At 63.5% G+C, this 23,225-nt stretch carries 20 protein-coding genes and 1 tRNA gene; 7 read left to right on the forward strand and 14 right to left on the reverse strand.

All coding sequences use genetic code 11. The annotated features are described in order from the left end of the window. Positions 1–263: 263 nt before the first annotated feature. The 3 genes from AC1DT2_RS01645 to AC1DT2_RS01655 form a co-directional block, all read right to left on the reverse strand. Positions 264–914: an outer membrane protein gene (locus tag AC1DT2_RS01645; protein ID WP_477293764.1), complete on the reverse strand. Its 651-nt coding sequence runs from the start codon at positions 912–914 to the stop codon at positions 264–266. A gap of 236 nt (positions 915–1,150) precedes the next feature. Then, on the reverse strand, positions 1,151–1,474 hold the full coding sequence (locus AC1DT2_RS01650; RefSeq protein ID WP_477293766.1) for a helix-turn-helix domain-containing protein: 324 nt from the start codon (positions 1,472–1,474) through the stop codon (positions 1,151–1,153). Then, a complete protein-coding gene (locus tag AC1DT2_RS01655; protein ID WP_477293768.1) occupies positions 1,464–1,829 on the reverse strand; it encodes a type II toxin-antitoxin system RelE/ParE family toxin in 366 nt (121 codons plus the stop codon). Before AC1DT2_RS01655 ends, AC1DT2_RS01650 begins: the two co-directional genes overlap by 11 nt. A gap of 189 nt (positions 1,830–2,018) precedes the next feature. Between AC1DT2_RS01655 and AC1DT2_RS01660 the strand changes: the two genes are divergently transcribed. Then, positions 2,019–3,914, forward strand: coding sequence for a M61 family metallopeptidase (locus AC1DT2_RS01660; RefSeq protein WP_477293770.1), 1,896 nt, complete (start codon positions 2,019–2,021; stop codon positions 3,912–3,914). Positions 3,915–4,022: 108 nt separating this feature from the next. Here AC1DT2_RS01660 and AC1DT2_RS01665 read toward each other — a convergent pair whose 3' ends face one another. Further along, on the reverse strand, positions 4,023–5,291 hold the full coding sequence (locus AC1DT2_RS01665) for an acyltransferase family protein (protein WP_477293772.1): 1,269 nt from the start codon (positions 5,289–5,291) through the stop codon (positions 4,023–4,025). A 154-nt stretch (positions 5,292–5,445) separates the two neighbouring features. On the opposite strand from AC1DT2_RS01665, the gene AC1DT2_RS01670 reads away from it, so the two are divergent. The 5 genes from AC1DT2_RS01670 (at position 5,446) to AC1DT2_RS01690 (ending at position 9,876) form a co-directional block, all read left to right on the forward strand. Then, positions 5,446–6,354, forward strand: coding sequence for a LytTR family DNA-binding domain-containing protein (locus AC1DT2_RS01670; RefSeq protein WP_477293774.1), 909 nt, complete (start codon positions 5,446–5,448; stop codon positions 6,352–6,354). A 55-nt stretch (positions 6,355–6,409) separates the two neighbouring features. After that, positions 6,410–6,486 (forward strand) — tRNA-Arg (locus tag AC1DT2_RS01675). Positions 6,487–6,743: 257 nt separating this feature from the next. Beyond that, complete coding sequence (locus AC1DT2_RS01680; RefSeq protein ID WP_477293776.1) at positions 6,744–7,970, forward strand: hypothetical protein; 1,227 nt, start codon at positions 6,744–6,746, stop codon at positions 7,968–7,970. Positions 7,971–7,988: 18 nt separating this feature from the next. Next, on the forward strand, positions 7,989–9,107 hold the full coding sequence (locus AC1DT2_RS01685; protein ID WP_477293778.1) for a sensor histidine kinase: 1,119 nt from the start codon (positions 7,989–7,991) through the stop codon (positions 9,105–9,107). After that, the gene (locus AC1DT2_RS01690; protein WP_477293780.1) at positions 9,088–9,876 is read left to right on the forward strand and encodes a LytR/AlgR family response regulator transcription factor; all 789 of its coding nucleotides are present in this window, start codon (positions 9,088–9,090) and stop codon (positions 9,874–9,876) included. Before AC1DT2_RS01685 ends, AC1DT2_RS01690 begins: the two co-directional genes overlap by 20 nt. Before the next feature lie 134 nt (positions 9,877–10,010). Here the strand turns inward: AC1DT2_RS01690 and AC1DT2_RS01695 are convergent, their stop codons facing one another. The 7 genes from AC1DT2_RS01695 to kdpF form a co-directional block, all read right to left on the reverse strand. Beyond that, complete coding sequence (locus AC1DT2_RS01695; protein ID WP_477293782.1) at positions 10,011–10,808, reverse strand: transporter; 798 nt, start codon at positions 10,806–10,808, stop codon at positions 10,011–10,013. A 101-nt stretch (positions 10,809–10,909) separates the two neighbouring features. Further along, positions 10,910–11,608, reverse strand: coding sequence for a response regulator (locus AC1DT2_RS01700; RefSeq protein ID WP_477293784.1), 699 nt, complete (start codon positions 11,606–11,608; stop codon positions 10,910–10,912). Continuing rightward, on the reverse strand, positions 11,605–13,086 hold the full coding sequence (locus AC1DT2_RS01705; protein ID WP_477293786.1) for a DUF4118 domain-containing protein: 1,482 nt from the start codon (positions 13,084–13,086) through the stop codon (positions 11,605–11,607). The genes AC1DT2_RS01700 and AC1DT2_RS01705 overlap by 4 nt, the downstream gene beginning before the upstream one ends. A 59-nt stretch (positions 13,087–13,145) precedes the next feature. Then, positions 13,146–15,230: a potassium-transporting ATPase subunit KdpB gene (kdpB, locus tag AC1DT2_RS01710; RefSeq protein WP_477293788.1), complete on the reverse strand. Its 2,085-nt coding sequence runs from the start codon at positions 15,228–15,230 to the stop codon at positions 13,146–13,148. Continuing rightward, entirely contained in the window at positions 15,227–15,820 is a 594-nt protein-coding gene (gene kdpC / locus AC1DT2_RS01715) for a potassium-transporting ATPase subunit KdpC (protein WP_477293790.1), read from the reverse strand. Before kdpC ends, kdpB begins: the two co-directional genes overlap by 4 nt. A 10-nt stretch (positions 15,821–15,830) precedes the next feature. After that, positions 15,831–17,534, reverse strand: coding sequence for a potassium-transporting ATPase subunit KdpA (gene kdpA / locus AC1DT2_RS01720; protein WP_477293792.1), 1,704 nt, complete (start codon positions 17,532–17,534; stop codon positions 15,831–15,833). 113 nt (positions 17,535–17,647) lie between these two features. Next, a complete protein-coding gene (kdpF, locus tag AC1DT2_RS01725) occupies positions 17,648–17,728 on the reverse strand; it encodes a K(+)-transporting ATPase subunit F (protein ID WP_477293810.1) in 81 nt (26 codons plus the stop codon). A gap of 236 nt (positions 17,729–17,964) precedes the next feature. Between kdpF and AC1DT2_RS01730 the strand changes: the two genes are divergently transcribed. Continuing rightward, on the forward strand, positions 17,965–18,864 hold the full coding sequence (locus AC1DT2_RS01730; protein WP_477293794.1) for an N-acyl homoserine lactonase family protein: 900 nt from the start codon (positions 17,965–17,967) through the stop codon (positions 18,862–18,864). 39 nt (positions 18,865–18,903) lie between these two features. On the opposite strand, the gene AC1DT2_RS01735 is transcribed toward AC1DT2_RS01730, so the two are convergent. From AC1DT2_RS01735 to AC1DT2_RS01745, 3 genes are all read right to left on the reverse strand, one after another. Continuing rightward, a complete protein-coding gene (locus tag AC1DT2_RS01735; protein WP_477293812.1) occupies positions 18,904–19,344 on the reverse strand; it encodes an actin depolymerization factor/cofilin- and gelsolin-like domain-containing protein in 441 nt (146 codons plus the stop codon). A gap of 58 nt (positions 19,345–19,402) precedes the next feature. Beyond that, a complete protein-coding gene (locus AC1DT2_RS01740) occupies positions 19,403–21,577 on the reverse strand; it encodes a carboxy terminal-processing peptidase (RefSeq protein WP_477293796.1) in 2,175 nt (724 codons plus the stop codon). A gap of 131 nt (positions 21,578–21,708) precedes the next feature. Next, the gene (locus AC1DT2_RS01745; protein WP_477293798.1) at positions 21,709–23,184 is read right to left on the reverse strand and encodes a hypothetical protein; all 1,476 of its coding nucleotides are present in this window, start codon (positions 23,182–23,184) and stop codon (positions 21,709–21,711) included. Between the last annotated feature and the right edge of the window lie 41 nt (positions 23,185–23,225).

Raw genomic sequence — 23,225 nt, forward strand, 5'->3', positions numbered from 1 at the left:
AGGCGCCATCATCGGCAGCAGATGCGCCGAGCGACACGAACGAGAGTGTGGCGGCAGCGGCCGCCGTAAGAAAAATCTTTTCCATGAGAGTCCCCCGTGTTCCTGATCGTGCGCACCGGCCCCTTCGCCGGGCGGTCCCTTTTTTAGCAGTGTGATATTACGAGCGTTTAGCTTTATTTGCAGGGCTTGGGCTCTGGCCATCACCACGCACAAGAAAGCAGCCGCGAAAGCGGCCGTTTTCTATGGTGTATGACGATCTTCGGTCAGAAGCGGAATTCTGCTGCAGCACCCCAGACGCCAACATTCACCGTGCGCTTGTCATCGGTGATGCCCTGCGCCTTCAGTGAATAGTTGTCGTAGTTCACCGTGACGCCGAAGTTCTTCGTGAAGTCATAACCGAAGCCGATGCCGGCGTAGATGCCGTTGTCGTTCGACGAATCGTGAAACTTCTGGCTGGAGACGCTATCGTTATTGAAGGACGCATTGGCCTTCACGTCGTAAGACGTGTGCGAATGTGCCACACCAAGACGTGCGGTGATCGTCCAGTGGTGCGGAAGCTCCCACTTGCCATTGGCGCCAATGAGCAAAGCGCGACCCTTGAGCTCGTCTTTCTCGCTGTACGAGAGGACGCTTCCGGCGTACATCGTCGACTCGTTGTAGTGACTGGTGATCTTGCCCAGGTCCACGTAACCCGCTTCAACGCCGAAATAGAACGGACGATCCACGGCCCAGCGATAACCCACGACGGCGCCGAAAGCGGTATCGCTCTTGTCGTGGAAGTCGGTGTTGTCGATGTCGTAGTTGGTACGACCGCCGTTGATGCCGATGAAAGTGCCTTCGCTGGAAGCGTGGGCACCGAACGAGGCAAACGAAAATGCGGCAGCAGCGGCTGCCGTGAGAAGAAGCTTTTCCATGAGGATCCCTGTGTTCCTGATTGTGCGCACCGGCCCCTTCGCCGGGCGGCCCCTTGACTGGCCGCGCGATATTACGATCTTTTAACTTATTGCGCCAAGCACTTTTTCGTTTCTTATCGAGTCGTAAGTTCTTGCGCTTCGTGGGCAATGGCTACATAGCCCTCAGTCCCGGTACGTCGGCCGGACGCGGACGCTCGGGAATGCCGTGATCTCGGGTACAGGCAATCCGGTCTTGCTCAAGCCAGGATCTGAAGTCCGTGTTTCGCGACTACCGCAAGTAGCTTCAACGCCATGCCGCTCGGCTTCTTCGCACCTGTCTCCCATTTTTCGACAGTGCTCTCGCTGGTATTGAGATAGCGTGCAAACACCGGCTGACTGACGTGGTTCTTTTCCCTCAGTCGTTTGATCTGCAACGGCTCAATCGTGGGAGGGCTGGAGATGCACATAGCATCGAATTCCCTCATCGTTGTCTTGTCGATCGTTCCGGCATGGCGCATCCCAGCCACTGCGCTATGAATGGCCTCGAAGGCATCGCTTTTGTACTGGCGCTTAGTGGTCATTGTGCACCTCCATGAGTTCGCCGATCGCCACCTCGCGTTCGACGTCATCATCTGTTTTCTGGCTGTACAGCGCGGCAAGCTTCTTGAACGCCATCAGCTCAGCATCGTCGATATTTGCTCGATCCTTCTTGGCAAACAGATAGGCAAATATCCAGAAGCGGCGCCCCTTGGCGACAACGATGGCGCGATGCATGTTTCGATGTAATCGCTTCTTGAATACTCCACCTCTCGGATCGTCCGCCTGTCCGCGCAATATCTCGCGCACGGCCGCACGAAGCTCCGATTCTGGTATCCGTTCTTTTCTCGCCGCCTTGGCGAACCACGGGTCTTGAAGACCCGATGGCGATGCGTCCATTCGCTCATAAGCTAAATGGTAGCACCTGGTGCAACCAACGTGTAAAGCAAGCCGGTCGCCCGTGACCTCTGGCATAGGGAAGGCCAGCCCCCGCCGTTTAGCATCGGAGGCTTGCGCGAACCGCAGGGGCTCGCGCCGACCCGCTCGCATGGATGGCCGGGCAACCCACACGCTCCACGGGAGAATTCAGTGAAATCCACCCTTCTTGCCTCCGCGCTGCTGGCGGCTCTCGCCGGCGTTGGCGCGACGGCCGTCCGCGCGGATGATGTCCCCGCTCCGCAGGACACCGCTTATAACGGCACGCTCAAGCTCACCGTCGACGCGACCGACCTCGACCACCGCGTTCTCCGCGTTCGCGAGACTATTCCTGCGCAGGCGGGTCCGCTGACCCTGCTGTTCCCGCAGTGGATCCCGGGCCACCATTCGCCGACCGGTCCGATCGACCAGTTCGCAGGCCTCGTCGTGACCGCGGGCGGCAAGCGCATCGAGTGGAAGCGTGACGAATTCAACGTCTATGCCTTCCACGTGGACGTGCCGGCCGGTGCTTCCTCCGTCGACGTCGAATTTCAGACGCTGACCCCGCAGGACACCCGCCAGGGCCGCATCGTCATGACGCCCGACATCGTCAATGTCGAGTGGAACCAGGTGTCGCTGTATCCGGCGGGCTATCGTGCCGACCGCGTCCAGGTCGACGCGAGCGTGAAGCTCCCGGCGGGTTTCCAATACGGCAGCGCGCTGGAAGAAGCGAGCAAGAGCGGCGACACGGTCAACTTTAAGACGATCAACTACGACGACCTCGTCGACTCGCCGATCTTCGCCGGTCGCTATTTCAAGCGCGTCGATCTCGATCCGAACGGCCGCTCGCCGGTGCATCTGAACATCGTGGCCGACAACGCCAAGTCGCTCGAGATCAAGCCGGAAGCGCTGGAGATCCATCGCAAGCTCGTTCAGCAGATGGACAAGCTCTACGGTGCCCGCCATTACAACCACTACGACTTCCTGCTCGCACTGACCGACAAGCTCGGCGGCATCGGCCTGGAACACCATCGTTCTTCGGAGAACAGCGCCGCGCCGGGCTACTTCACCGAGTGGGACAAGAACTGGCTCGGCCGCGACCTGCTCGCCCACGAGTACAACCACTCCTGGGACGGCAAGTACCGTCGTGGCGCCGATCTGGCCACGCCAAGCTTCAATGTGCCGATGGGCAATAGCCTGCTGTGGGTCTACGAAGGCCAGACGCAGTTCTGGGGCAACGTCGTCGCCGCGCGTTCCGGGCTGGTGACGCAGGACCAGGCGCGCGACCTGCTCGCTTTTGTTGCGGCGACCTATGACAAGGGCCGTCCCGGCCTGTCCTGGCGCACCATCGAAGACACCACCAACGATCCGACCATCGCCCAGCGTCGCCCGCTCTCGTATCGCAATTATCAGATGAGCGAAGACTATTACCAGGGCGGCCAGATGATCTGGCTGGATGTCGACACCAAGCTACGCGAACTGTCCAAGAACAAGCGCACCCTGGACGATTTCGCCAAGGCTTTCTTCGGCATGAAGGACGGTGACTRGAAGGTCAATCCGTACACCTTCGAAGAAGTGGTCTCGACCCTCAACGGCATCGCGCCGTATGACTGGGCGACCTACCTGCGCGACCGCGTGGACGGCCACAAGGGTGACATCGAAGGCATCGAGCGCGGTGGCTGGAAGCTGGTCTACAACGACAAGCCTTCCGACGCCATCAAGGCCTTCGAGGCCCGTCGCATGATGACCGACCTGACCTACTCGGCCGGCTTCGCCGTGTCGAACAAGGGTGACATCTCCGACGTGCGCTGGGATGGCCCCGCTTTCAATGCCGGCCTCTCGCCGGGCATGCATATCGTCGCGGTGAACGACAAGGAGTTCTCCGGCGACGTGCTGAAGGACGCCGTGACCGATGCGAAGACGGGCAAGGCCCCGATCCAGCTGCTGGTCAAGAACTTCGACACGTACAAGACGATCAGCGTCGACTACCACGGCGGCCTGATGTATCCGCATCTGGAACGYGACAAGAGCAAGCCCGATTGGCTGGGCGAGCTGTACAAGGCGAAATGAAACACGGAAGGGCGCCGCAAGGCGCCCTTCTTCGTTGTGGACGAACCGATTCGACGGCCATCCTCTCGTAGGAGCCGATTCATCGGCGATCCCTACGGAGCGATACCTTCAGGTCCCTTCGCGAGCACCCATCGCCGATGAATCGGCTCCTACAGAAACGGTCCCGGCAGGAATGGTGTCTGCCGAACTGGACACCACGGTGCGCTTCACGGCCTTCAACCCGAACAACGGTCGTATGAACGCCACCCGCCGGATCACGAACTCGTGCAGCACATAGCACCCGGCAATCGTCCCGCCCAGCACCAGTGCCGGTTCGAGCCACGGCCCCAGTGACATCGGCTTCAGCCAGAACACCAGCAGGATGATCAGGCTCTGGTGCAGCATGTACCAGGGATACACGGCCTCCGTGCAATACGGCAGCCAGCGGAACGGGCGGTCGAGGAGCACCTWGCCCCAACCGAGAATGGTCAGCAGCGCGGCCCAGAGATACAGGCTCTGCGAGGACTGCGACAGCGCGGTCCAGAGCACGTCCGGTACGCGGTGCATCCACGAATCGTCGGCGACCAGTTGGCCGGTCAGGCGCAGGCCGAGATAGGCCGTGATCGAGACCAGCGCAGTGATCAAGGTGGCCTTGCGCATCGCAGCGACCCGTGTCCAGAAACCCTGCTCGCGGGCCAGCAGATAGCCGCCGAGGAAGATCGATCCGTACTTGGCGTGCTGGTACCAGTCGCCGACCAGGGCACCGGTCGTGGGAAACATCGGCGCGACGTACAGGATGAAGAAGAGCAGCAGCGCCGTCGGCGCACCCACGAGGAACCATGCGGGGGCCCGGCAGAAGGCCGCGACAGCGTTCCGGACGCGGACATGCCCGAGGAGCGGCATCAGGGCGGCAAGGCACAGCGTGTACGTCCACAGGTAAGGCAGATACCAGAGGTGGTTCCAGGTGATCCCGTACTGCCACCCGGTGAAGCTGTCCTTCGGCCATGGGTGCACGTTCCAATAGCTGGCCAGGAAGTTCCAGAAGCCCGGCGTGAGGTGGCCGCTGGCGACCCCTTCGCAGTAGGGCTGGATCGGCACCACCACGAACATGCCGAAGATCAGCGGCAACAACAGTCGCCAGGTGCGTTCGCGGGCGAAGCGCAAAAGCCGGCCTTCGGGAGCGGCCAGGGCGATCGCGGCGCCCGAGATGAGGAACAGCAGGCACATCCGCCAGCGGTTCACGAAGATCATCGGCCACTGCAGCCATTCGGCCGTGTGCGCGCTTTTGATGTGGAAGTCCCAGTCGCCCACATAGGCCATGGCCGTGTGATAGAGGATGAGGAGGGCGAAGGCGAGGATGCGCAAGGCATCGATGTCGTGGCGGCGGGCGGTGCTCATGTCCGTGCGTCCTGTCGTGAAGGCAGGGCCAGAATCGGCTTCGGGCCGGGCCCGGCACCACCACGAGGGGCCGAACGGGAGGCTTTCGGGGACGAATGGCGGGGCAGGGGGGATGGATGTCTACCGGCGGCCGCGACGACGTTATGATCCCGGCATGGAAGCCCACGTCCCAACCCCTCCAGGCAAGGAACTCGACCGCGCCCGCCGCCGCCGCCGGGTGCTGATGATCGCCTTCTGGGTGCTCGTCTTCGTCACGGCTGCCATCGGCAACACCATGACCGGCCGAATGGACGCCATGCGGTACGACATCCCGACGCCCACCTGGCAGATTGCCACCAACGAATTCAGCAGCATCGTCCTCGGCCTTCTGATGCTGCCCTTCCTGCTGAAGGCGTGTGATCGCTGGCCGCTGCACGCGGACACCTGGCGTCGCCGGTTGCCGCTGTACTTCCTTGGCAGCGTGGTCTACTCCGCCTGTCACGTGGTCGGCATGGACCTGATCCGGCTGCTGGTCTACTCCGCGTCCGGTTCGACCTACGAGCCAGGCCCCTGGGTCAACCAGGCGATCTACGAGTACCTGAAGGACATTCGCACCTTCTTCCTGATCGTCGCTGTCGGTCACATGGTGGAATGGTTCGGTCGCCACATCCAGGGCGAGGCCAGCCTGCTCGACGTGCCTGACGAAGGTCAGCCGGTCGAGGCGATCGACCGTCCGGAGCGCTTTCTCGTGCGCAAGCTCGGTCGCGATTTCCTGGTCGCGACGGCGGATATCGAATGGGTACAGTCCGCAGGCAACTACGTGAACCTGCGCGTGCGCGGCCGGGACTATCCCCTGCGGAGCACCCTGGCGGCGCTGGAAACCCGGCTCGATCCGGCCGTATTCGTCAAGGCACACCGGAGCTACCTGGTCCACCTGGCCCAGGTCACCGCGATCGAGCCGCTGGACGCCGGCGACGCGCGCCTGCACATGGCCGACGGCACCGTGCTGCCCTGCAGTCGGCGCTACAGGGAAAGCTTGCGCGCCGCCGCGGCCGGTGCCGAACCCGCTCTGGCAAAGGCCTGACAGCGCAGGCTAGGCCGCCCCAAGCCATTCGGCTACAATGCCGCCTCTGCAATACGCGCTCGTAGCTCAGCCGGATAGAGTAGTGGCTTCCGAAGCCATTGGTCGGGGGTTCGAATCCCTCCGGGCGCACCATCTTTACCCACTTCCCTGTGGGAGCCGCTTCAGCGGCGATTCCCCACTCGCCCGCACGACCGTCGCCCAGGACGATTCGGAAGAAGACATGGCGGACAGGATCGAAGCGATCGTCATGCCGATCGTCATAAGTGCAACGCAGCGGTAGATCCGACTGGCAACACCGTAAGACCGGCTCGCAACATATTCCTCGGCGAAGGCCGCGCCCGTGCCTAGCATCGCCTGGTGGTCAATCCGACCGGAAGCCAGGAATGTTCATGCTTCAGCAGAGATATACATCGACCCGTCGCCTGGCCCTATGGCTGCTGGCGTGCGCCGTCACGTTGCCCGCCGCGGCCATGGACATGGGGGCGGCGAGGATGGGGGCGACGACACTGATCACGACTCCGGATGGCTCCATCCAGGTGCCGCTCGCAGCTGGGCTGTGGCAAGTAACGGGCGATGTCCAGTTCACCAGGAAAGAAGGCTTTCCCCTCGGCATCATGACGTTGGCCGGCGCCGATCCGACGTTGTCGGCCATCCTCAAAGGCTTTTCGTTCGGCAACGGCACGATCGAGTTCGACACGAAGTCCGTTGGCAAGGATGGCGAGGTGAACGTCGCCTTCCGCAAGACCGGCGCAAGCACCGAGACGTTCTACGTGCGTGTATCGCCCGATTGCCCCGCTTCACAAGACTGCCTGCAATACACGCCGCTCACGCACTCCCGCAGGATGTGGGACATGTATATCCAATACCAAAGACCAGCACCCTTCGTGGACGATCGCTGGAACCACATCAAGATGGTGATCTCCGGACGGCGCATGAACGTGTACGTCAATCGCGAATCCACGCCGTCACTGAGCGTGGGCAGGCTACAGGGCGATGCGCTCGTCGGTGGTTTTTCGCTGCAGGGCTCAGCGTCTTACGCCAACCTCGTCGTGAAACCAGGCGTGGTCGAAGGCCTGTCTCCGGAGCCGGAAGCCGATCCCACCTCCAGCGATCAACGCTATTTGCGTACCTGGGACATGGCGCCGCCTACCCGGCTTGCCGAAGGCGCCGAACCGACGATAGCCGACGTCCCGTCGACCTCGGTGGCCTGGGCGACGACACATGCCGAGGACGGCGGCCTGATCAACCTGGCGCGACACAGCGACGCTCATCTGGACGATCACACCAAACCGTTGATCGCCTGGCTGAAAACAACCGTGCAATCCGACCATGATCAGACGCAACACGTATCCATTGGCTTTCTGCGCGAAGTCTGGGTATTTGTCGACGGCAAGCTTGTTTACGCCGATAAGAATTGTTACCACGTAGCCGCGCAACGCAAGGACCCTGATGGCCGCCTGTCGATCGAGAACGGATCGTTCGACCTGCCTTTACATAAGGGTGCCAATCACGTCGTGGTCGCCATCCGAAGCAACACCCCGGACATGCAGGATCGTTACGGCTGGGGCGTCGAAATGCGCTTGCACGACCTCAACGGCGTGACCACGGTTCGCTGAAGGACTATCGTGATGTCCATGAATGCAACCCTTCCCGAGGCCGTCGCTTCGCCGGTCCCGCGTCGGCAGGGGTGGCTTCTTGCCTTCGGCTTCTGGACGGCGGTGGCCGGCGTCTTCGCCCTTTCGCAATTGGCAAAGGGCGGCGGGGGAGGGGAAGTGTTGCTGTCCTCGCTTGCGCAGTGGTGGCCCTGGGGATTGCTGGCGCCCGTCATCAACCGGATCGATCGACGCCTGCCGTTTGCCGGAAACCAGATGGGACGTCGCATCGTCGCTCATCTGCTGCTCGGGCCTCTGCTGGTCGTGGTGTACGGCTACGTGTCCGCCGTCCTGGCAGCCGCGATGCACCTTCAGCCCTGGTCGGCCTTGTCGCACGCTGCCGTAGTGGTCGACGCTATCCATGGCTTGTTCTGGAGCATGTTGGTCTACGGTCTCATCGTCGGCGTGTGCGAGGCCTACGCTTATCAACAGCGTTATGTGTCGGCGGCAATGCACGTGCAACGACTGGAACGAAATTTTTCGGAGGCGCGTCTCAACGCATTGCGTACGCAGCTGGATCCGCATTTCCTCTTCAATGCGCTCAACACCATCTCCGCGCAGCTGGAACGCGAGCCGAAGCTGGCACGTACGATGATCGAGCACCTTGGCGATCTGTTGCGCCTGTCGCTGGCGCCCCAGAGCAGGCAGGAGGTTCGTCTGACGGAGGAGCTCGCCTTTCTCGACCACTACCTCGCGATCCAGACTATTCGCTTCGGCGATCAGCTCAAGGTCAACGTGGACGTGTCCGACGAAGTGAAGTCCGCTATCGTACCGAGTATGTTCCTGCAGCCCCTCGTGGAAAATGCGATTCGCCACGGTTTGTCGCCCCGCGCGCGCGGCGGCACGATCACCTTGATCGCTGAGCGACTCGGGCAGCAGCTGCATATCCAGGTCCTGGACGACGGCGTGGGGCTTCCTGCGAACTGGCAGGACGGTAGCCGGCCAGGCGTGGGCCTTTCGGTGACGCGCGAACGCATTGCCGGCTATGCGGATGGTTCGAGTCGCTTTGCCATCGCTCGACGGCACGAAGGCGGCACGGAAGTCGATATTCGTTTCCCCCTGCGCCTGCATCAGGTTTCCCATGATCGAAACATCGCCTGACGCGCCGCTTTCCGTTCTGGTCGTCGACGACGAAGCGCCGGCGCGCCAGCGCCTTATCGACGTACTGAAGCAGGATATCCAGATCACCTCGTTACTCGAGGCCAGCGATGGCCTACAGGCAATCGAACGTATCGAGGAAGCACGGCCCGATCTCGTCTTCCTGGATGTGCAGATGCCGGAACTGGACGGCCTGGGTGTCGTCCAGAGTATCGGTCCTTCGCACATGCCGTTGACGGTATTCGTGACGGCGTACGACCAGCATGCGATTGGTGCATTCGAATCCAATGCCCTGGATTACCTGCTGAAGCCCTTCAGTGACGAGCGGCTGGAAGCCACGCTGGCGCGGGCGAAGACGCGGCTGGCGGAGCGCCAGTTGCATGCCTTCGGGCATCGCATCATGCACATGTTCTCCGAACGAGTGGCGTCGAAGCGATACCTCGACCGTCTCGCGCTGAAGTCGAACGGCGTGACGCAGTTGATCCGTGTCGCCGATATCGACTGGATCGAGGGCGCCGGGGTTTACGTCAATCTGCATATCGCCGGCCGGCCGCTGCTCTATCGCGCGTCGCTGAACGATCTCGAGGGAAACCTCGACCCCCACCACTTCGTGCGCGTTCATCGCTCAGCAATCGTCAACATCGACAGCATTCTGCGCATGGAGCCCATCTCTCACGGCGAGTTCGACGTGGTGCTCCGGCACGGTGGCCGCGCCAGGGTGAGTCGCACCTATCGTGGGGCGCTCGAAGCGCGCCTCGGTCAGTCGCTGTAGGGGGCACTGCCTCGAACCATCCGTGTTTCGCTACCCAGCACGACGCGCTCGGGCGACTCGGGAAGGGAAAGGGGAGCGGTCATCTGACGGTCTTGCAATGATCGGGTCAGTCGATGATACCGCTCCCCTCTACCTCACCATCGATATGACAGCCCCGCATAGAACTGATGGTCCGGCGTCGCATTGTTCACACCCATGTTCGCGCCGACGTCCAGTTGCAGATCGGGACTGGCCAGAAAGGTAAACGCGATATCGGCGGACTCCTGCTTCACGTGGCCTGACGGATCATGGTTGTCCTGGCGCCAGTACTCCACGGCGACGGACAACCGGCTGGTCAGGGGGTGGGCCACATTCACGAGATTCGTCACGGCGAGATGTCGCCCATGACCGTCGGCATCCGCCAGCGCATCGATTTCCGGACCGATCGTGACTGAGAATCCGCCGCCCACCGCTGCGCTTATCGGCACGGCGACACCACCTTCCCACCGATTGTTGCCGATGTCGTGCGAGGCCGTGGGAGCCTTCACGAAGGGGATGACCGAGGCGCTGAATATGTCGCCGCTGTAGAGGGCTGTTTTCACCCGCACGTAGATGTCGCCTGAGCCGCGCGTGGTGTGGCGTTCGCCTCCCTCTTTCGTGGTCACGCGCACGGCCGGTGCCCAGTTCACTTCGATGTCGGTGTGGGCGCCGATGCCGTACTTGAGGTACGGGTTGACGAAGTAAAGCGTGTCGGTGCTGCTGCCGGGGTGAGCGTCGTGCGTGGCATTACCCACATCGGTTTCCAGCTGCCACGTGCCCTCGGGCACGGTGCAAGGCGCATTGGCCTTGGTGGGACGATCCGTACAGATGGGCGCAGCCTCATCGGCGTGGGCGGTGAAGACAGGAATGGCGGCGAGGAGAGCGATGGGGAGAAGCATGGAACGGACGATCATGGTCAGGCCTTTGGATCAGGGATGACCACCCATGCTAGGCACCGACGTCTAAGGACGGCGCTGTATTGGCTGCCGCGATATCAAGGCGCCATCAAGACGCGTCAGGCGAGACCTGCCAGTCGATACCCCACCTGAAGCTCGGTCACGAGGTGGCGCGGCCTTGCCGGCTCGTCTTCCAGCTTCTGCCGGAGATTCGCCATGTACACGCGCACGTAATGAGGCCGCGTGGCATACCCCGGCCCCCATACGTCGTRCAGGAGCTGCCGGTGGGTCAGCACCTTTCCTTGCCCGTGCACCAGCGCGACGAGCAGGCGGTATTCGATCGGCGTGAGGTGTACGGCTTCGCCGTGACGGGAGACTTCGTGCGTCGCGAGATTCACTTCGATATCGCCAAAGCGCACGCGCGCGCTGGCCTGGCCACGCTCGCCGGCCAGGCTGGCCCGGCGCAGCTGGGCCCGTACGCGGGCCACCAGTTCGGGGACACCGAAGGGTTTGGCAAGATAATCGTCGGCGCCCGCTTCCAGCGCAGCCACTTTTTCCGCTTCGATGTCCCGCGCGGAAAGCACGATGATCGGTGCCGACGACCAACCGCGGACATCGCGGATCACCGCCTTGCCGTCGTCGTCGGGCAGGCCGAGGTCGAGCACGATGAGGTCGGGCTGGCGGCTGGCTGCCTCGATGCGGGCGCGCAGCGCATCGCCGGCTTCGAACACGGTCATGTCTTCGCGCTCGAGCGCGAGCCGGAGGAACCGGCGGATGTCCGATTCGTCTTCGACCACCAGAATGCGTGGCTTGTTCATGTGACGTCTTCCAGATCGATCGTCGGCGGCTCACCGGCGGCCAGAATGATTTCGAAACGCGCGCCATGTGGCTTGCCGCGCGACGCGGAGATACTGCCGCCGTGTGCCTCGACGATACGCCGTGACAGCGCCAGGCCGAGGCCGACACCTGGAACGGCCGACTCGCGCGCGCCCCGGGAAAACGCTTCGAACAGCGAGTCCGCATTGATGCCCGAGGGAAAACCGGGGCCGTCGTCCTCGACCGTCAAGTGGATGCGCGCGCCGGTACGGTCGGCACGGATCCGGATTGTCGCGTCGTCGGGTGTGTATTTGGCGGCATTGTCGAACAGATTTGCCAGCACACGCTCGAACAGGGCGGCATCCAGTTGCACCAGGGGAAACTGACGGGGCATGTCGACCACGACCCGGCGGTCGCCGAGGTCCACCGCCGCCAGTGCGGAACCGACGACTTCATCCAGCGCGTGCCATTGCAAGTCGAGGCGCACGCCTTCGCCTTGCATGCGGGCCGCGTCCAGCAGGTTCACCACCTGGCGTTGCATGCGGTCGGCCTGATTCACGATGGCATGCGCTACCTCGTTCTCGCCCAGCATGCCGGCCATCCCGCGAATAGCCGTCAGTGGCGTTCGCAGATCGTGGGACACGGCGGCAAGCAGGGCGCTGCGCAGGCGCTCGCCCTCCATGCGCAGCTGGGTTTCATGTGCCACTTCGACGTAGTGCACGCGTTCGATCGCCAGTGCGACAAGGGACTGGAACGCACGAAGCAAGGCAATCTGGCCGGCGTCCAGCGGATCTCTTGTCGCGCGCTCCAGCATGAGGACGCCCCGCGTCCGCATGGCCGTGGAAAGCGGAAGGTACGTTGCATCGTTCGCAGGCAGCGCGTCGGTATCGCGCCCGGCCGGGAGGCCTTGCTCGAGCACCCACTGGGCAACGCTCGTGTCTGCCGCGTTGTCCGACGGCATACGCTCGTCGTCGCCGGGAAGCAGGAGCGTGGCGCGGCCATCGAACAACGGACCGATGCGTGCAGCRCATACCCGCGCGATGTCGTCGTCGCGTACGGCCACCGACAAGTCCGTCGCCACGGCGGCTAGTGCGCTTGCACGTCTTTCGYCAGCGGCAGCGGTGACGGCCTCGTCGCGCAGTCGCGCAGCAAGCTGCCCGGTGACGAGCGCCACCACCAGCATCAGGAAGAACGTGAAGACGTACTGCGTGTCCGAGACATGGAAAGACCACACCGGAGGCACGAAGAAGAAGTCGAAGCTGCCGACAGCGACGAAGGCCGCCAGTGCGCCGGCCGCTCGGCCCCAGCGCAGTGCTACGAGCACGACGGTGAGCAGGAACACCATCACCACGTTGGAGAGATCGAACACGCGCAGGAGAAGCGCCGCAATGCCGGTGGTGGTGGCGCAGGCCGCCACCGCATACGCCAGAACGCGGTAGCGAAACGGGCGCGGCGTTACATTGATGGTATGCGGGATCATCGTCGTCCATGATAGCCGCCCCCTCGCGGGTGCGGCTATCGGTATGAGCACGGCCGACGTCACATCAGTGGCGTAAGCACGAGGTCGATCAGCTTGATGCCGACAAAGGGAGCGATGATGCCTCCTAATCCGTAGACCAGCAGGTTGCGAGTCAGCAGGTCCTTTGCTGGCGCCGGGCGATAGCGCACACCGCGCAGGGCCAGCGGAATCAACGCGACGATGATCAGCGCATTGAAGATGACCGCCGACAGGATGGCCGAGGCGGGCGAGTGAAGCCGCATGACATTGAGCGCTTCCAGCGAGGGATACGTTGCCACGAAGGCGGCCGGCACGATGGCGAAGTATTTGGCAAGGTCGTTTGCCACGCTGAAGGTGGTAAGCGCACCTCGGGTCATGATCATCTGCTTACCTACTTCGACCACGCGCAGCAGCTTGGTTGGGTTGGAATCCAGATCGACCATGTTGCCGGCTTCCTTGGCCGCCTGCGTGCCGCTGTTCATCGCCACGGCTACGTCGGCCTGCGCCAGCGCTGGCGCATCGTTCGTACCGTCGCCGGTCATCGCCACCAGGTGGCCTTCGCCCTGGTAGCGGCGAATCAGGGCCAGCTTGTCCTCGGGCGTGGCTTCGGCCAGGAAGTCGTCCACGCCGGCCTCCGCGGCGATGGCAGCGGCTGTCAGGCGATTGTCGCCGGTGATCATAACGGTCGCGATGCCCATGCGGCGAAGCTCGGCGAACTGGGCCTTGATGCCGTCCTTCACGATGTCCTTCAGCTCGACCACGCCCAGCACGTGGCGGCCATCGGCGACAACGAGCGGGGTCGCTCCGCGGCGGGACACGGTTTCCACGGCGCGCTCGACATCGTTGGGAAACGCGCCGCCGAGGCTTTCAACGTGCGCGCGCACCGCTGAGGCTGCACCCTTGCGAATACTGCGTTTACCGTCGTCGATGCCGCTCATGCGAGTACGCGCGGTAAAGGGCACCGCCACGCTTCCCGCCGGGAAAGCGGGCTCCTTCGTGCCCAGGCACTCGCGAGCCAGCACGACGATGGAGCGGCCTTCCGGCGTCTCGTCGGCCAGCGAGGCGAAGCGCGCCGCCTCGGCCAGGGTCGCATCGGTGACACCTGCGGCGGGGAGAAAGGCGTGTGCCTGGCGATTGCCCAGCGTGATGGTGCCGGTCTTGTCCAGCAGCAGCACGTCGACGTCGCCCGCGGCCTCGATCGCGCGGCCGGACGTCGCAATGACATTCGCCTTCAGCATGCGGCTCATGCCGGCGATGCCGATGGCCGAAAGCAACGCGCCGATGGTGGTGGGGATCAGGCAAACCAGAAGTGCGACCAGCACCGTCACGCTCACGACGGTGCCGTGGCCGCTCAACGCCACGCTCAGCGCCGAGAACGGCAGCAGGCTGGCGCAGACCATGAGGAAGATGGCGGTGAGCGCCACAAGAAGGATGGTCAAGGCGATCTCGTTCGGCGTCTTGCCGCGTCGCGCGCCTTCGACCATGGCGATCATGCGATCGAGGAAGGCCTCGCCAGGGTTGGCCGTGACGCGCACGATGATCCAGTCCGAGAGCACCCGCGTACCGCCCGTCACCGAGGAGAAGTCGCCGCCGGATTCACGGATGACGGACGCGGACTCGCCGGTGATGGCCGATTCGTCGACGGACGCGATGCCTTCGACCACCTCGCCGTCGGCGGGAATCACTTCGCCCGCTTCCACCAGCACGTACGTGCCCGCGGTGATCTCGTCGCTGCCGGCGATGTGCCACAGGCTGTCCCGGCGCGGTTCGCGAAGCACCTTGGCATGCACGCGTTTTTTCGCCGCCCTCAGGGCTTCCGCCTGCGCCTTGCCGCGTCCTTCGGCGAGCGCTTCGGCGGCGTTGGCGAAAAGCACGGTGAACCATAGCCAGCCGGCGATCGCCCAGACGAAGCCGGCCGGCGCGTCAGCGTGACCGCGCAGGGCCTGAATGCCAAGGATGGTGGTGAGTATGCTGCCCAGGTAGACGACGAACATCACCGGGTTCTTCCATTGCGTCGCCGGTGCCAGCTTGGCGAAGGCACCGAAGATGATCGCGCCGACGCCTGGCGAGGCGATCGCCGGGCGGGCATCGAGGTTTTCGGGAAGGGTGGGTTGCAGGGTGCTCATGGAAAGGTCCGGATCGGCGCGCCGTCGAGCGCGAGGTTCAAGGCGAGGACATTGATGCGCGGCTCACCGAGCAAGCCCAGTTGGCGGCCTTGCGTGAGCCGGTCAATCAAGGCGTTGACGTCGCTCACCGGCAGGTGCCGCTCGCTTGCTACACGCAGCGACTGCGCATGCGCGTTCGCAAGGCTGATGTCGGGGTCGAGACCGGAGCCAGAGGCGGTGACCGCATCGACGGGGACCGGTGCACCGGGCGCGAGGCTGTTCTCCTTGCGAAAAGCCTCCGCACGCTCACGCACGGCGTCGCGCAGCTTTGCGCTGGTGGGACCGAGGTTGCTGGCGCCGCTGGCCGCCGCGTTGTAGGGCATGTCGCCCGTCGCGCTGGGCCTCGGATGGAAGTAGCGCGGCGTGTGGAAGTCCTGGCCGAGCACAGCGGAGCCGACCACTGTATCGCCGTGGCGCACCAGGCTACCGGTCGATTGGCGAGGAAACAGCGCGGTGGCAAGGCCGGTCGTCGCCAGCGGATAGGCCACACCGGTTACCGCCATGAACAGCACGGCCGAAACGAGAACGGGGCGAACAAGGGAAAGGGACATGGTCATGGCCTTAGAAGAACTGGTGTGCCGTCATCGCGAGTTGCTCCACGATGGGTCCGAGTGCGAGCGCCGGCAGGAAGGTGAGGCCACCGACCACGACGATCACGAAGATCAACAGGCAGGTAAACAGTGGCGTCGCCGTTGGCAGCGTGCCCAGGCTCTCCGGCACGCTTCGCTTCGAAGCCAGCGAGCCCGCTACCGCGAGCATGGGCAGCAGCGTGAAGTAACGGCCCATCAGCATCGCCAGACCGATCGTCGTGTTGTAGAACGGCGTGTTCGCGTTCAGACCGGCGAAGGCGGACCCGTTGTTCGCCGTGCCCGAGGTATACGCGTAGATCAGCTCACTGAATCCATGCGGCCCGGCGTTCGCAAAACTCGAGGAGGCACCTGGCCATATCGCAGCCAAGGCAGTGAAGCCGAGGATGCAGAACGGATGCGCGAGCACGGCCAGCATCACCAGCTTCATCTCGCGCGCTTCGATCTTCTTGCCGAGGAATTCGGGTGTCCGGCCGATCATCATGCCAACGAGGAACACCGTCAGGATGGCGAAGGCCACCAGGTTGATGAACCCCACGCCGACCCCGCCGAACACGTCGTTGAGCATCATCAGGAACAGGGGCACCATCCCGCCGATCGGCGTGAGCGAGTCGTGCATCGCATTGACCGAGCCCGTCGTGGCTGCCGTGGTGACGGCAACGAAGGCGCTCGTCTGGGCGATGCCGAAGCGCATCTCCTTGCCTTCCATGTTGCCGCCCGGTTGCAAGGCTCCCGGTGTCTGGTCGACGGAAAGGCTGGTGAACATCGGGTTGCCGTGGAGCTCCGCGGGATACTCCACGCACAGGAAGCCCACGAACATCACGACGAAGGCGGCCAGGAAGGCCCAGCCCTGCTTCCGGCGGGAGAGCATGCGGCCGAACGCGAAGGTCAACGCGGAAGGCACCAGGAACATCGCCAGCATGTGCAGCAGATTGGTAAGCGGCGTGGGATTTTCGAACGGGTGCGCGGCGTTCACGCCATAGAATCCCCCGCCGTTGGTGCCGATGTGTTTGATGGCCTCGAGGCTCGCCACGGGGCCGACCACGATGTGCTGCGTCGCGCCTTCGAGTGTTGTGGCATCTGCACTGCTTGCCAGCGTCTGCGGGATGCCCTGCCACACGTACACCAGCGCGAGCAGCACGCAAACGGGAAGCAGCAGGCGCCAGGTGATACGGCTGAAGTCCGTCCAGTAGTTACCGACGTCGCGAGCCTCGCGCTGCGCGAGACCGCGAATAAAGGCGGCACAACCGGCAATGCCCGAAGCGGCGCTCACCGTCATCAGAAAGGTGATGACCGCCATCTGCGAGAAGTTGGAGAGGCTCGACTCACCGGAGTAGGACTGCCAGTTGGTATTGGTGACGAAGGACGCCGCGGTGTTGAACGCGAGGTCCGGTGTCTGTGCCGGTCGCTGCAGGGCGTCGAAGGGCAACCAGGCCTGGAGGCGCAGGATGGCGTACCCCAGCAGCATCATGGCGGCGTTGCTTAGCACGAGCGCCATGCCGTAGCGCTTCCAGTCCATGGGAGCACCGGGATCGACACCCAGCAGGCGGTAGCCGACACGCTCGGGAAGCCAGTGGTTCTGCGCGGTGAGGACGCGGGTAAGCCAGCGCCCTGCAACGACGACAAGGCCGGCCATCAGGGCAAGGAGCACGACAAATTGGGCAATATCAATGGACATGTGCGCTCAGATCCGGTCCAGGGCGATGACAAGGCAGGCAGTGGTGGCAAAGAAAAGCGCCGCCACAGTCACGAAGACGATGTCGTACATGGGGCATACCTCGGTGGAAGGGCTTAGAACCGCTCGGGCTTGATCAGCGCGTAGAGCAGGTAGGCAAACAGCGCGAGCAGCAACACGCAGCCGAAGGCGGTCATGTTGGCGCGGCCAAGGACGGGATCTGACGCATGACGAAGGGCCTCTCGAAATGGAGGCGATCAGCGTAGGGCGGTCCGATTCAAGACGGCGGGGGGATTCGTATAGGCGGTATCAAGGTCGTATCAAGGACCGCGTGCGCCCGACATTGACTACGCCAATGGATGGGCACAATTCGCCAATCCTTCGTATCACGCTCGTGTCCTCATATCCTGGCCGGCCTAGCGGAGTGGACATCATGGGAATGCGCGAACGGGCGTTGACGTCAGTGATCATACTGACAGCATGGATCGGGTTTGTTATCGCACGCCCGGCAAAGGCAGAAACGCCTCTTCCCGATCCGGCACGGGCCGGCTTCGCAGATCGGCTGTATCGGCTGGATTGCGGACATTCGCTCGCGAACGATGAATCGGTATGGACCCCCGGGGAGAACGTCGGACGTCCGATCGAGTTCTCGTCGACCTGCTGGCTGATCAAGCGGCGCGGCAAATGGTTACTCTGGGACACCGGGGTTCCGGAATCCGCGTTGAACGACCCGAAAGGCTGGTCGACGCTTCCCCAGTTGATCGTTTATCACCTCGATAAAACAATCTCGGGGCAACTTTCCGCGGTCGGCCTGAAGCCGGACGATATCCAGTACGTCGCGATTTCGCACACACATGGCGACCATATCGGAAACGTCGCGCTGTTCCCCAATGCGACGGTGCTGATACAGCGCGTCGAATACGAATGGATCAGTTCGCCCGACGGGCCGAACGCGAACGTGAACCAGTTGAAAGCGCTTGCGCGCAAACTCATGGGAACACCGAAGCATCTTCAGCTTCTCGACGGGAACACGGATGTGTTCGGCGACGGCAGTGTCACGCTGTTTCCGACGCCCGGTCATACGCCCGGAAGCCAATCCCTGCTTGTCCATCTGAGGAAGTCGGGCTTCATCATCCTGTCGGGGGACGTCGTCCATCTCGCCGCGAATTTCCACAATAACGTCGTGCCCACACTGAACACGGATAAGGCGGCGTCCATCGCGTCGATGGAAAAGGTCAGGACCATGATGGGCACCTATCATGCCCAGCTATTCATCAATCATGACAAGGCACAAACCGACACCTTGCGAATTATTCCTGCCTTTTACGATTGACGGTGCGATGCGCGTGCGCGACCGCGCCGGCCGTGCGCATCATGGCGGTGCCGTAGGTTTTTCGCGATGGAGGTCGTCGATCTGACGAAGCACGGTGTCGTAGGAGGCTTCATCCGCGGTCGTCGCTTCGACATAGGCGGAAATCCCAGGCAGCTGCCGGCGGAGGTCCTCATTGCGTAAACCCAGCACGAGCTTGGACCGCATGTCGGCGCCATCTGGGAGCCAGCTTATCAAGACGACCTTCGACTCCGGATCGCCGTTCCTGTCCGTGAACTGGAAGTCCACGACGTACGACCTGCAATCACGCGTGGGAAATGTCCTGACGAAAAGGTCGAATGCCGCGGGAGTTGCCGTTATGTCCGACTCGGACGTGCTGTCCATGACCATCGTTGACTGGGCGTCGTTGAGCCTGAGGGCGATGTACGTGAGCCTGCGCGACGACGTCAGCCAGTCGACGAATGAAGGCGCGGGATGCGCGATGCTTCATGGAGTGCTCCTTGCGTTCGCAGCATGTGAAACCTATCCCTGTTCCGTGAGATTACCCCGCCTTCGGGGAGGGAGCTACCGTCATCGTCATCGCCGCTTCGTCGGCGATGATTTGCGCGGCCTCCTGCACATACGGATCTTTCGACGGTTTGGTGGGCTCCGGGCGCTTGTCCTGCGCCACGCTGCGCTCTTCCGGGTCGAGACCGTCGTCGCCCTGGGGTGAGGCATCGTCGTCGGCCGGGAGGCCATCGGCCAGGTTCAGCGCGTTGCGACGCGCACGGAAGTCCGCGGAGGCTTTCAGGTCGGCCTCGCGGGTGGCTTTGCGCTCATCGAGGTTCAACGAAACGGTGGTGCGGGCTGCCGTGGCCTGGAAAGCGGCAAGCTCGTCGATGGTCAGCTGCCACCGCGCCGCATGTTGCACGCGCGCGGCGTGCGCGCTGTCGAGCTTCGGCACGAGCGGCCCGAGGATGGCGTCGTGCGTATGCGGCACGGCAGCGATGGATGACGCCGGCAATGCGTTCTTATAGGTCGACTCGCCGAAGTCCTTCTCGTCTTCCGTCGCCGGGAAGGCGATGTCCGGTGTCACGCCGAGCAGCTGCGTGCTGTCGCCGTTGATGCGATAGAACTGGGCGATCGTCATCTTCAGTTCGCCGAGCTTGCCCTCGTGCTCCTCTTCGACGGCTTCGTCCAGGTCGAGCAGGTTCTGCACCGTGCCCTTGCCGAAGGTGCGCTGGCCAAGGATGACGCCACGACCGCGATCCTGGATCGCTGCGGCGAAGATCTCCGAAGCCGATGCCGAGCCATGGTTCACCAGCACACCGAGCGCACCCGTCCAGGTCGGCGCAGCATTCGTGGCGCCCTGCACATCGACCTTGCCATCCGCGCTGCGCACCTGCACGACAGGTCCCGCGCCCGTGAACAGGCCGACCATGTCCGAGGCCTCGGTCAACGAGCCGCCGCCGTTGTCGCGGAGGTCGATGACCACGCCGTCGACGTTCTGCTTCTTCAGTTCGCCGAGCATGCGCGAGACGTCGCGCGTCACGCTGCGATAGTTCGCGTCGCCTGCGCGACGGGCGTCGAAGTCTTCATAGAACGAGGGCACGGTGATGATGCCCAGCTTGTGCGCATGGTTTGGGCCGCCGACCTGGAGCACGGTCTGCTTCGCGGCTTCGTCTTCGATGCTGATATGGCGGCGGGTCAGTGTGACGACGTGTGGAGCGACATCGCCCTTGCTTTCGTCGGGTAGCAGCTCGACACGGACCGTCGTGCCGCTCTTGCCCTTGATCAGTGCGATCACGTCATCCGACCGCCAGCCGATCACGTCGGTCAAGGGACCGGCGCTGCCCTGGCCGACCCCGGTGATGCGATCGCCGACGTGAATCTTCCCGGACTTTGCCGCGGGGCTTCCTGCGATCAGTTCGGTGACCTGCGTGTACTCGTCGTGCTCGCGCAGGTAGGCGCCGATACCTTCCAGCGACAGCGACATCTCGGTGTTGAATGCCGTCGCGGCCTCGGCGGCGAAATAGTCGGTGTGCGGATCGGTCGACTCGGCATACGCCGTCATGAAAAGCTGGAACGCGTCGTCGGCGCTCGTCTTCCCGATGCGGGAAGCGAGGTTCGTGTAGCGATGGGTGAGCGTCTTGCGGATGGCGTCGTCACCCTGTCCGGCCAGTTTCAGGCGGAGCCAGTCTTCCTTGGCGCGCTCGCGCCAAAGCTCATGGAGTTCGTCTGTCGATGCAGGCCACGGCAGCGCCTTGCGCTCGGTGGCGATGGATTCGTGGGCCGTGAAGTCGAAGCCATCCTTCAACAGTGACTGCGCGTAGCGCGACTCTTCCACGATCCGGTTGAGGTAGAGATTCACCGGCTCGAAGGCGGGCGTCAGGTCGCCCTGGTCGATGGCTGTGCCGAGCGTGGGACGGAGCGGTGCGAAGTGCGCGATGTCGGCCTGGGTGAAATAGCTGCGCTCGGGGTCGAGCGTCTCGACCAGCTTGTCGAAGACGACAGCCGAGAACGCGGCGTCCAGCGGCCGGGGCCGATAGTGGAACCGGGTCAGGAATAGCGTGGCGACCTTTCCGGCGACGGCTTGCTGGTCGGTAGGAGCCAGCGCGATCCGGGACGGTGTGGCGGCGCCCGTCGCTGCCGTCTGGGGCGCGCCGGTGGCCGTGGTCAGGGCAAAGGTCGCGCAGATCGCCAGGGCGGCGAATACGACGGAGCGGGGGAAAGTCATGGGATATCTGGTCGCGGCATTCGTTGAGGGCATTCTGGCATGGGCATCATGGAGGAGCCGGCCATTCGTGCGGCTTTCCGCGGGATAGGTCGCGAAATCTTGCGATCGCTGCCTGCGTGGTTCGGGCCCTCCTACGGGGAGGCGAGGGCTTTGCCTCGTAGCGCGCCTGCCCTGCCAGGTGACTGCGCGAGCGTGGTCTGGAAGGCTGCCAGTGCGGCGGCTCGTTGGTTCTGCAGTAACAGGAGATCGCCGAGTTGTTCGCGCGCGGGAAGGATCGGTCCCGGCGTCACCGGCCGCTTCTCCAGCGCGTCCTCCTTGTCTGCGGCAGTGCTGAGCAACCTCACCGCATTTGCCGTATCGCCGCTGGCTTGCGCCGCCCAGGCCATGACTTCGTCCGCCAGCACGCTCGTCTGCGCCGACCAATAGGTGTCGCCGGTCGCGTTGAGCTGTGTGGCTATCTGTGACAGGCGGTTCGCTTCCTGTCGCGCCTCCGCGGCATGCCCGGTGCGCGCCAGTCCCAACCCCCTCGCCCATACGGCGATGGCGACGACGGAGGGCGGTGCTCCCGAAGCATCCTTGATCGCACTGGCATCCGCCCAATGCGACTGCTCCACGGCGACACGGATGGGCATGGCGGTAGCGGCATAAGCGATACCGAAATCCTCCATGTCGAGCGAAGGCATGGTGCGCATCGCGTCGACGACCGCACTGGCTTCCTTCGCGCGACCTGTCTGCATATAGGCGTAAACCAGGTAGTCCATCGCGTGCAGCTGTCCCATCGTGTCGCCGTGCGCGCGCGCGGATGCCTGGGAGGCGAGATTGGACTGGATGGAGTCGTTCCACAGGCCGAGACGCGTGAAGATGTGCGAAGGCATGTGCAGCGCATGCGGTGCCGAGGGTGCGATGGACGCGTACTTCCTGGCAGCAGGGAGCCCACGCTGCGCCAACTCGGCGCTATCGCAGGCGTGGATAAGGTAATGGGCGATGCCGGGATGGTCGGGATGCGTCCGGAACAGGGGATCGAGGATATCGATGGCCCGCTTCTGTCGGGCGTGGGTCTTGTCCGAAGGCGCCGCGTTCGACAGGAGCGCGACGGCATAGAACACCTGGGCTTCGACATCGTTCGGGTTGCTTCGAGCCAGTTCGGCCATGGCCTTCTGATAGGCGAGCGTGCGCTGTGCCAGCGTGAGGCCGGCATCGACCTTGTAGAGCTCGCCAAGTGCGTGGATGAATTGCTGCTCGCGCGGTGTCGTGGCACCCAGCCGGGTTGCTTCGAGCATTTCCTTCTGGCCCGCGGCGAAGGTGTCCGGTGGAAGCGCAGGCGCCCACACGGGGTGGAAGTAGGTCATCGCCACGCCCCAGTGCGCCATGGCGCAGTGGGGATCGGCAGCGGCGATATCGCGGAACGCCTGCGTGGCGGGACCGTAGGCGAAGGAATGCAGCAGCGCGACGGCGCGATCGAAGGGCTGCTGCACCTTCGGGTCGCAGGAGATGGAAAACGTCACCTTCCCGAGCTTCTCGGGCATCCCGTGGTCGTGCATCTCCTGGCCATGTGCCGCTGCAGCAACGAGCAGCGACACCCAAACGACCCACGACCGACGAAACATGCGTATCTCCAGTGGCTCGCAATAATCTACGCCCGACGGGC

The organism is Luteibacter sp. P4_E6 (assembly GCF_056401535.1).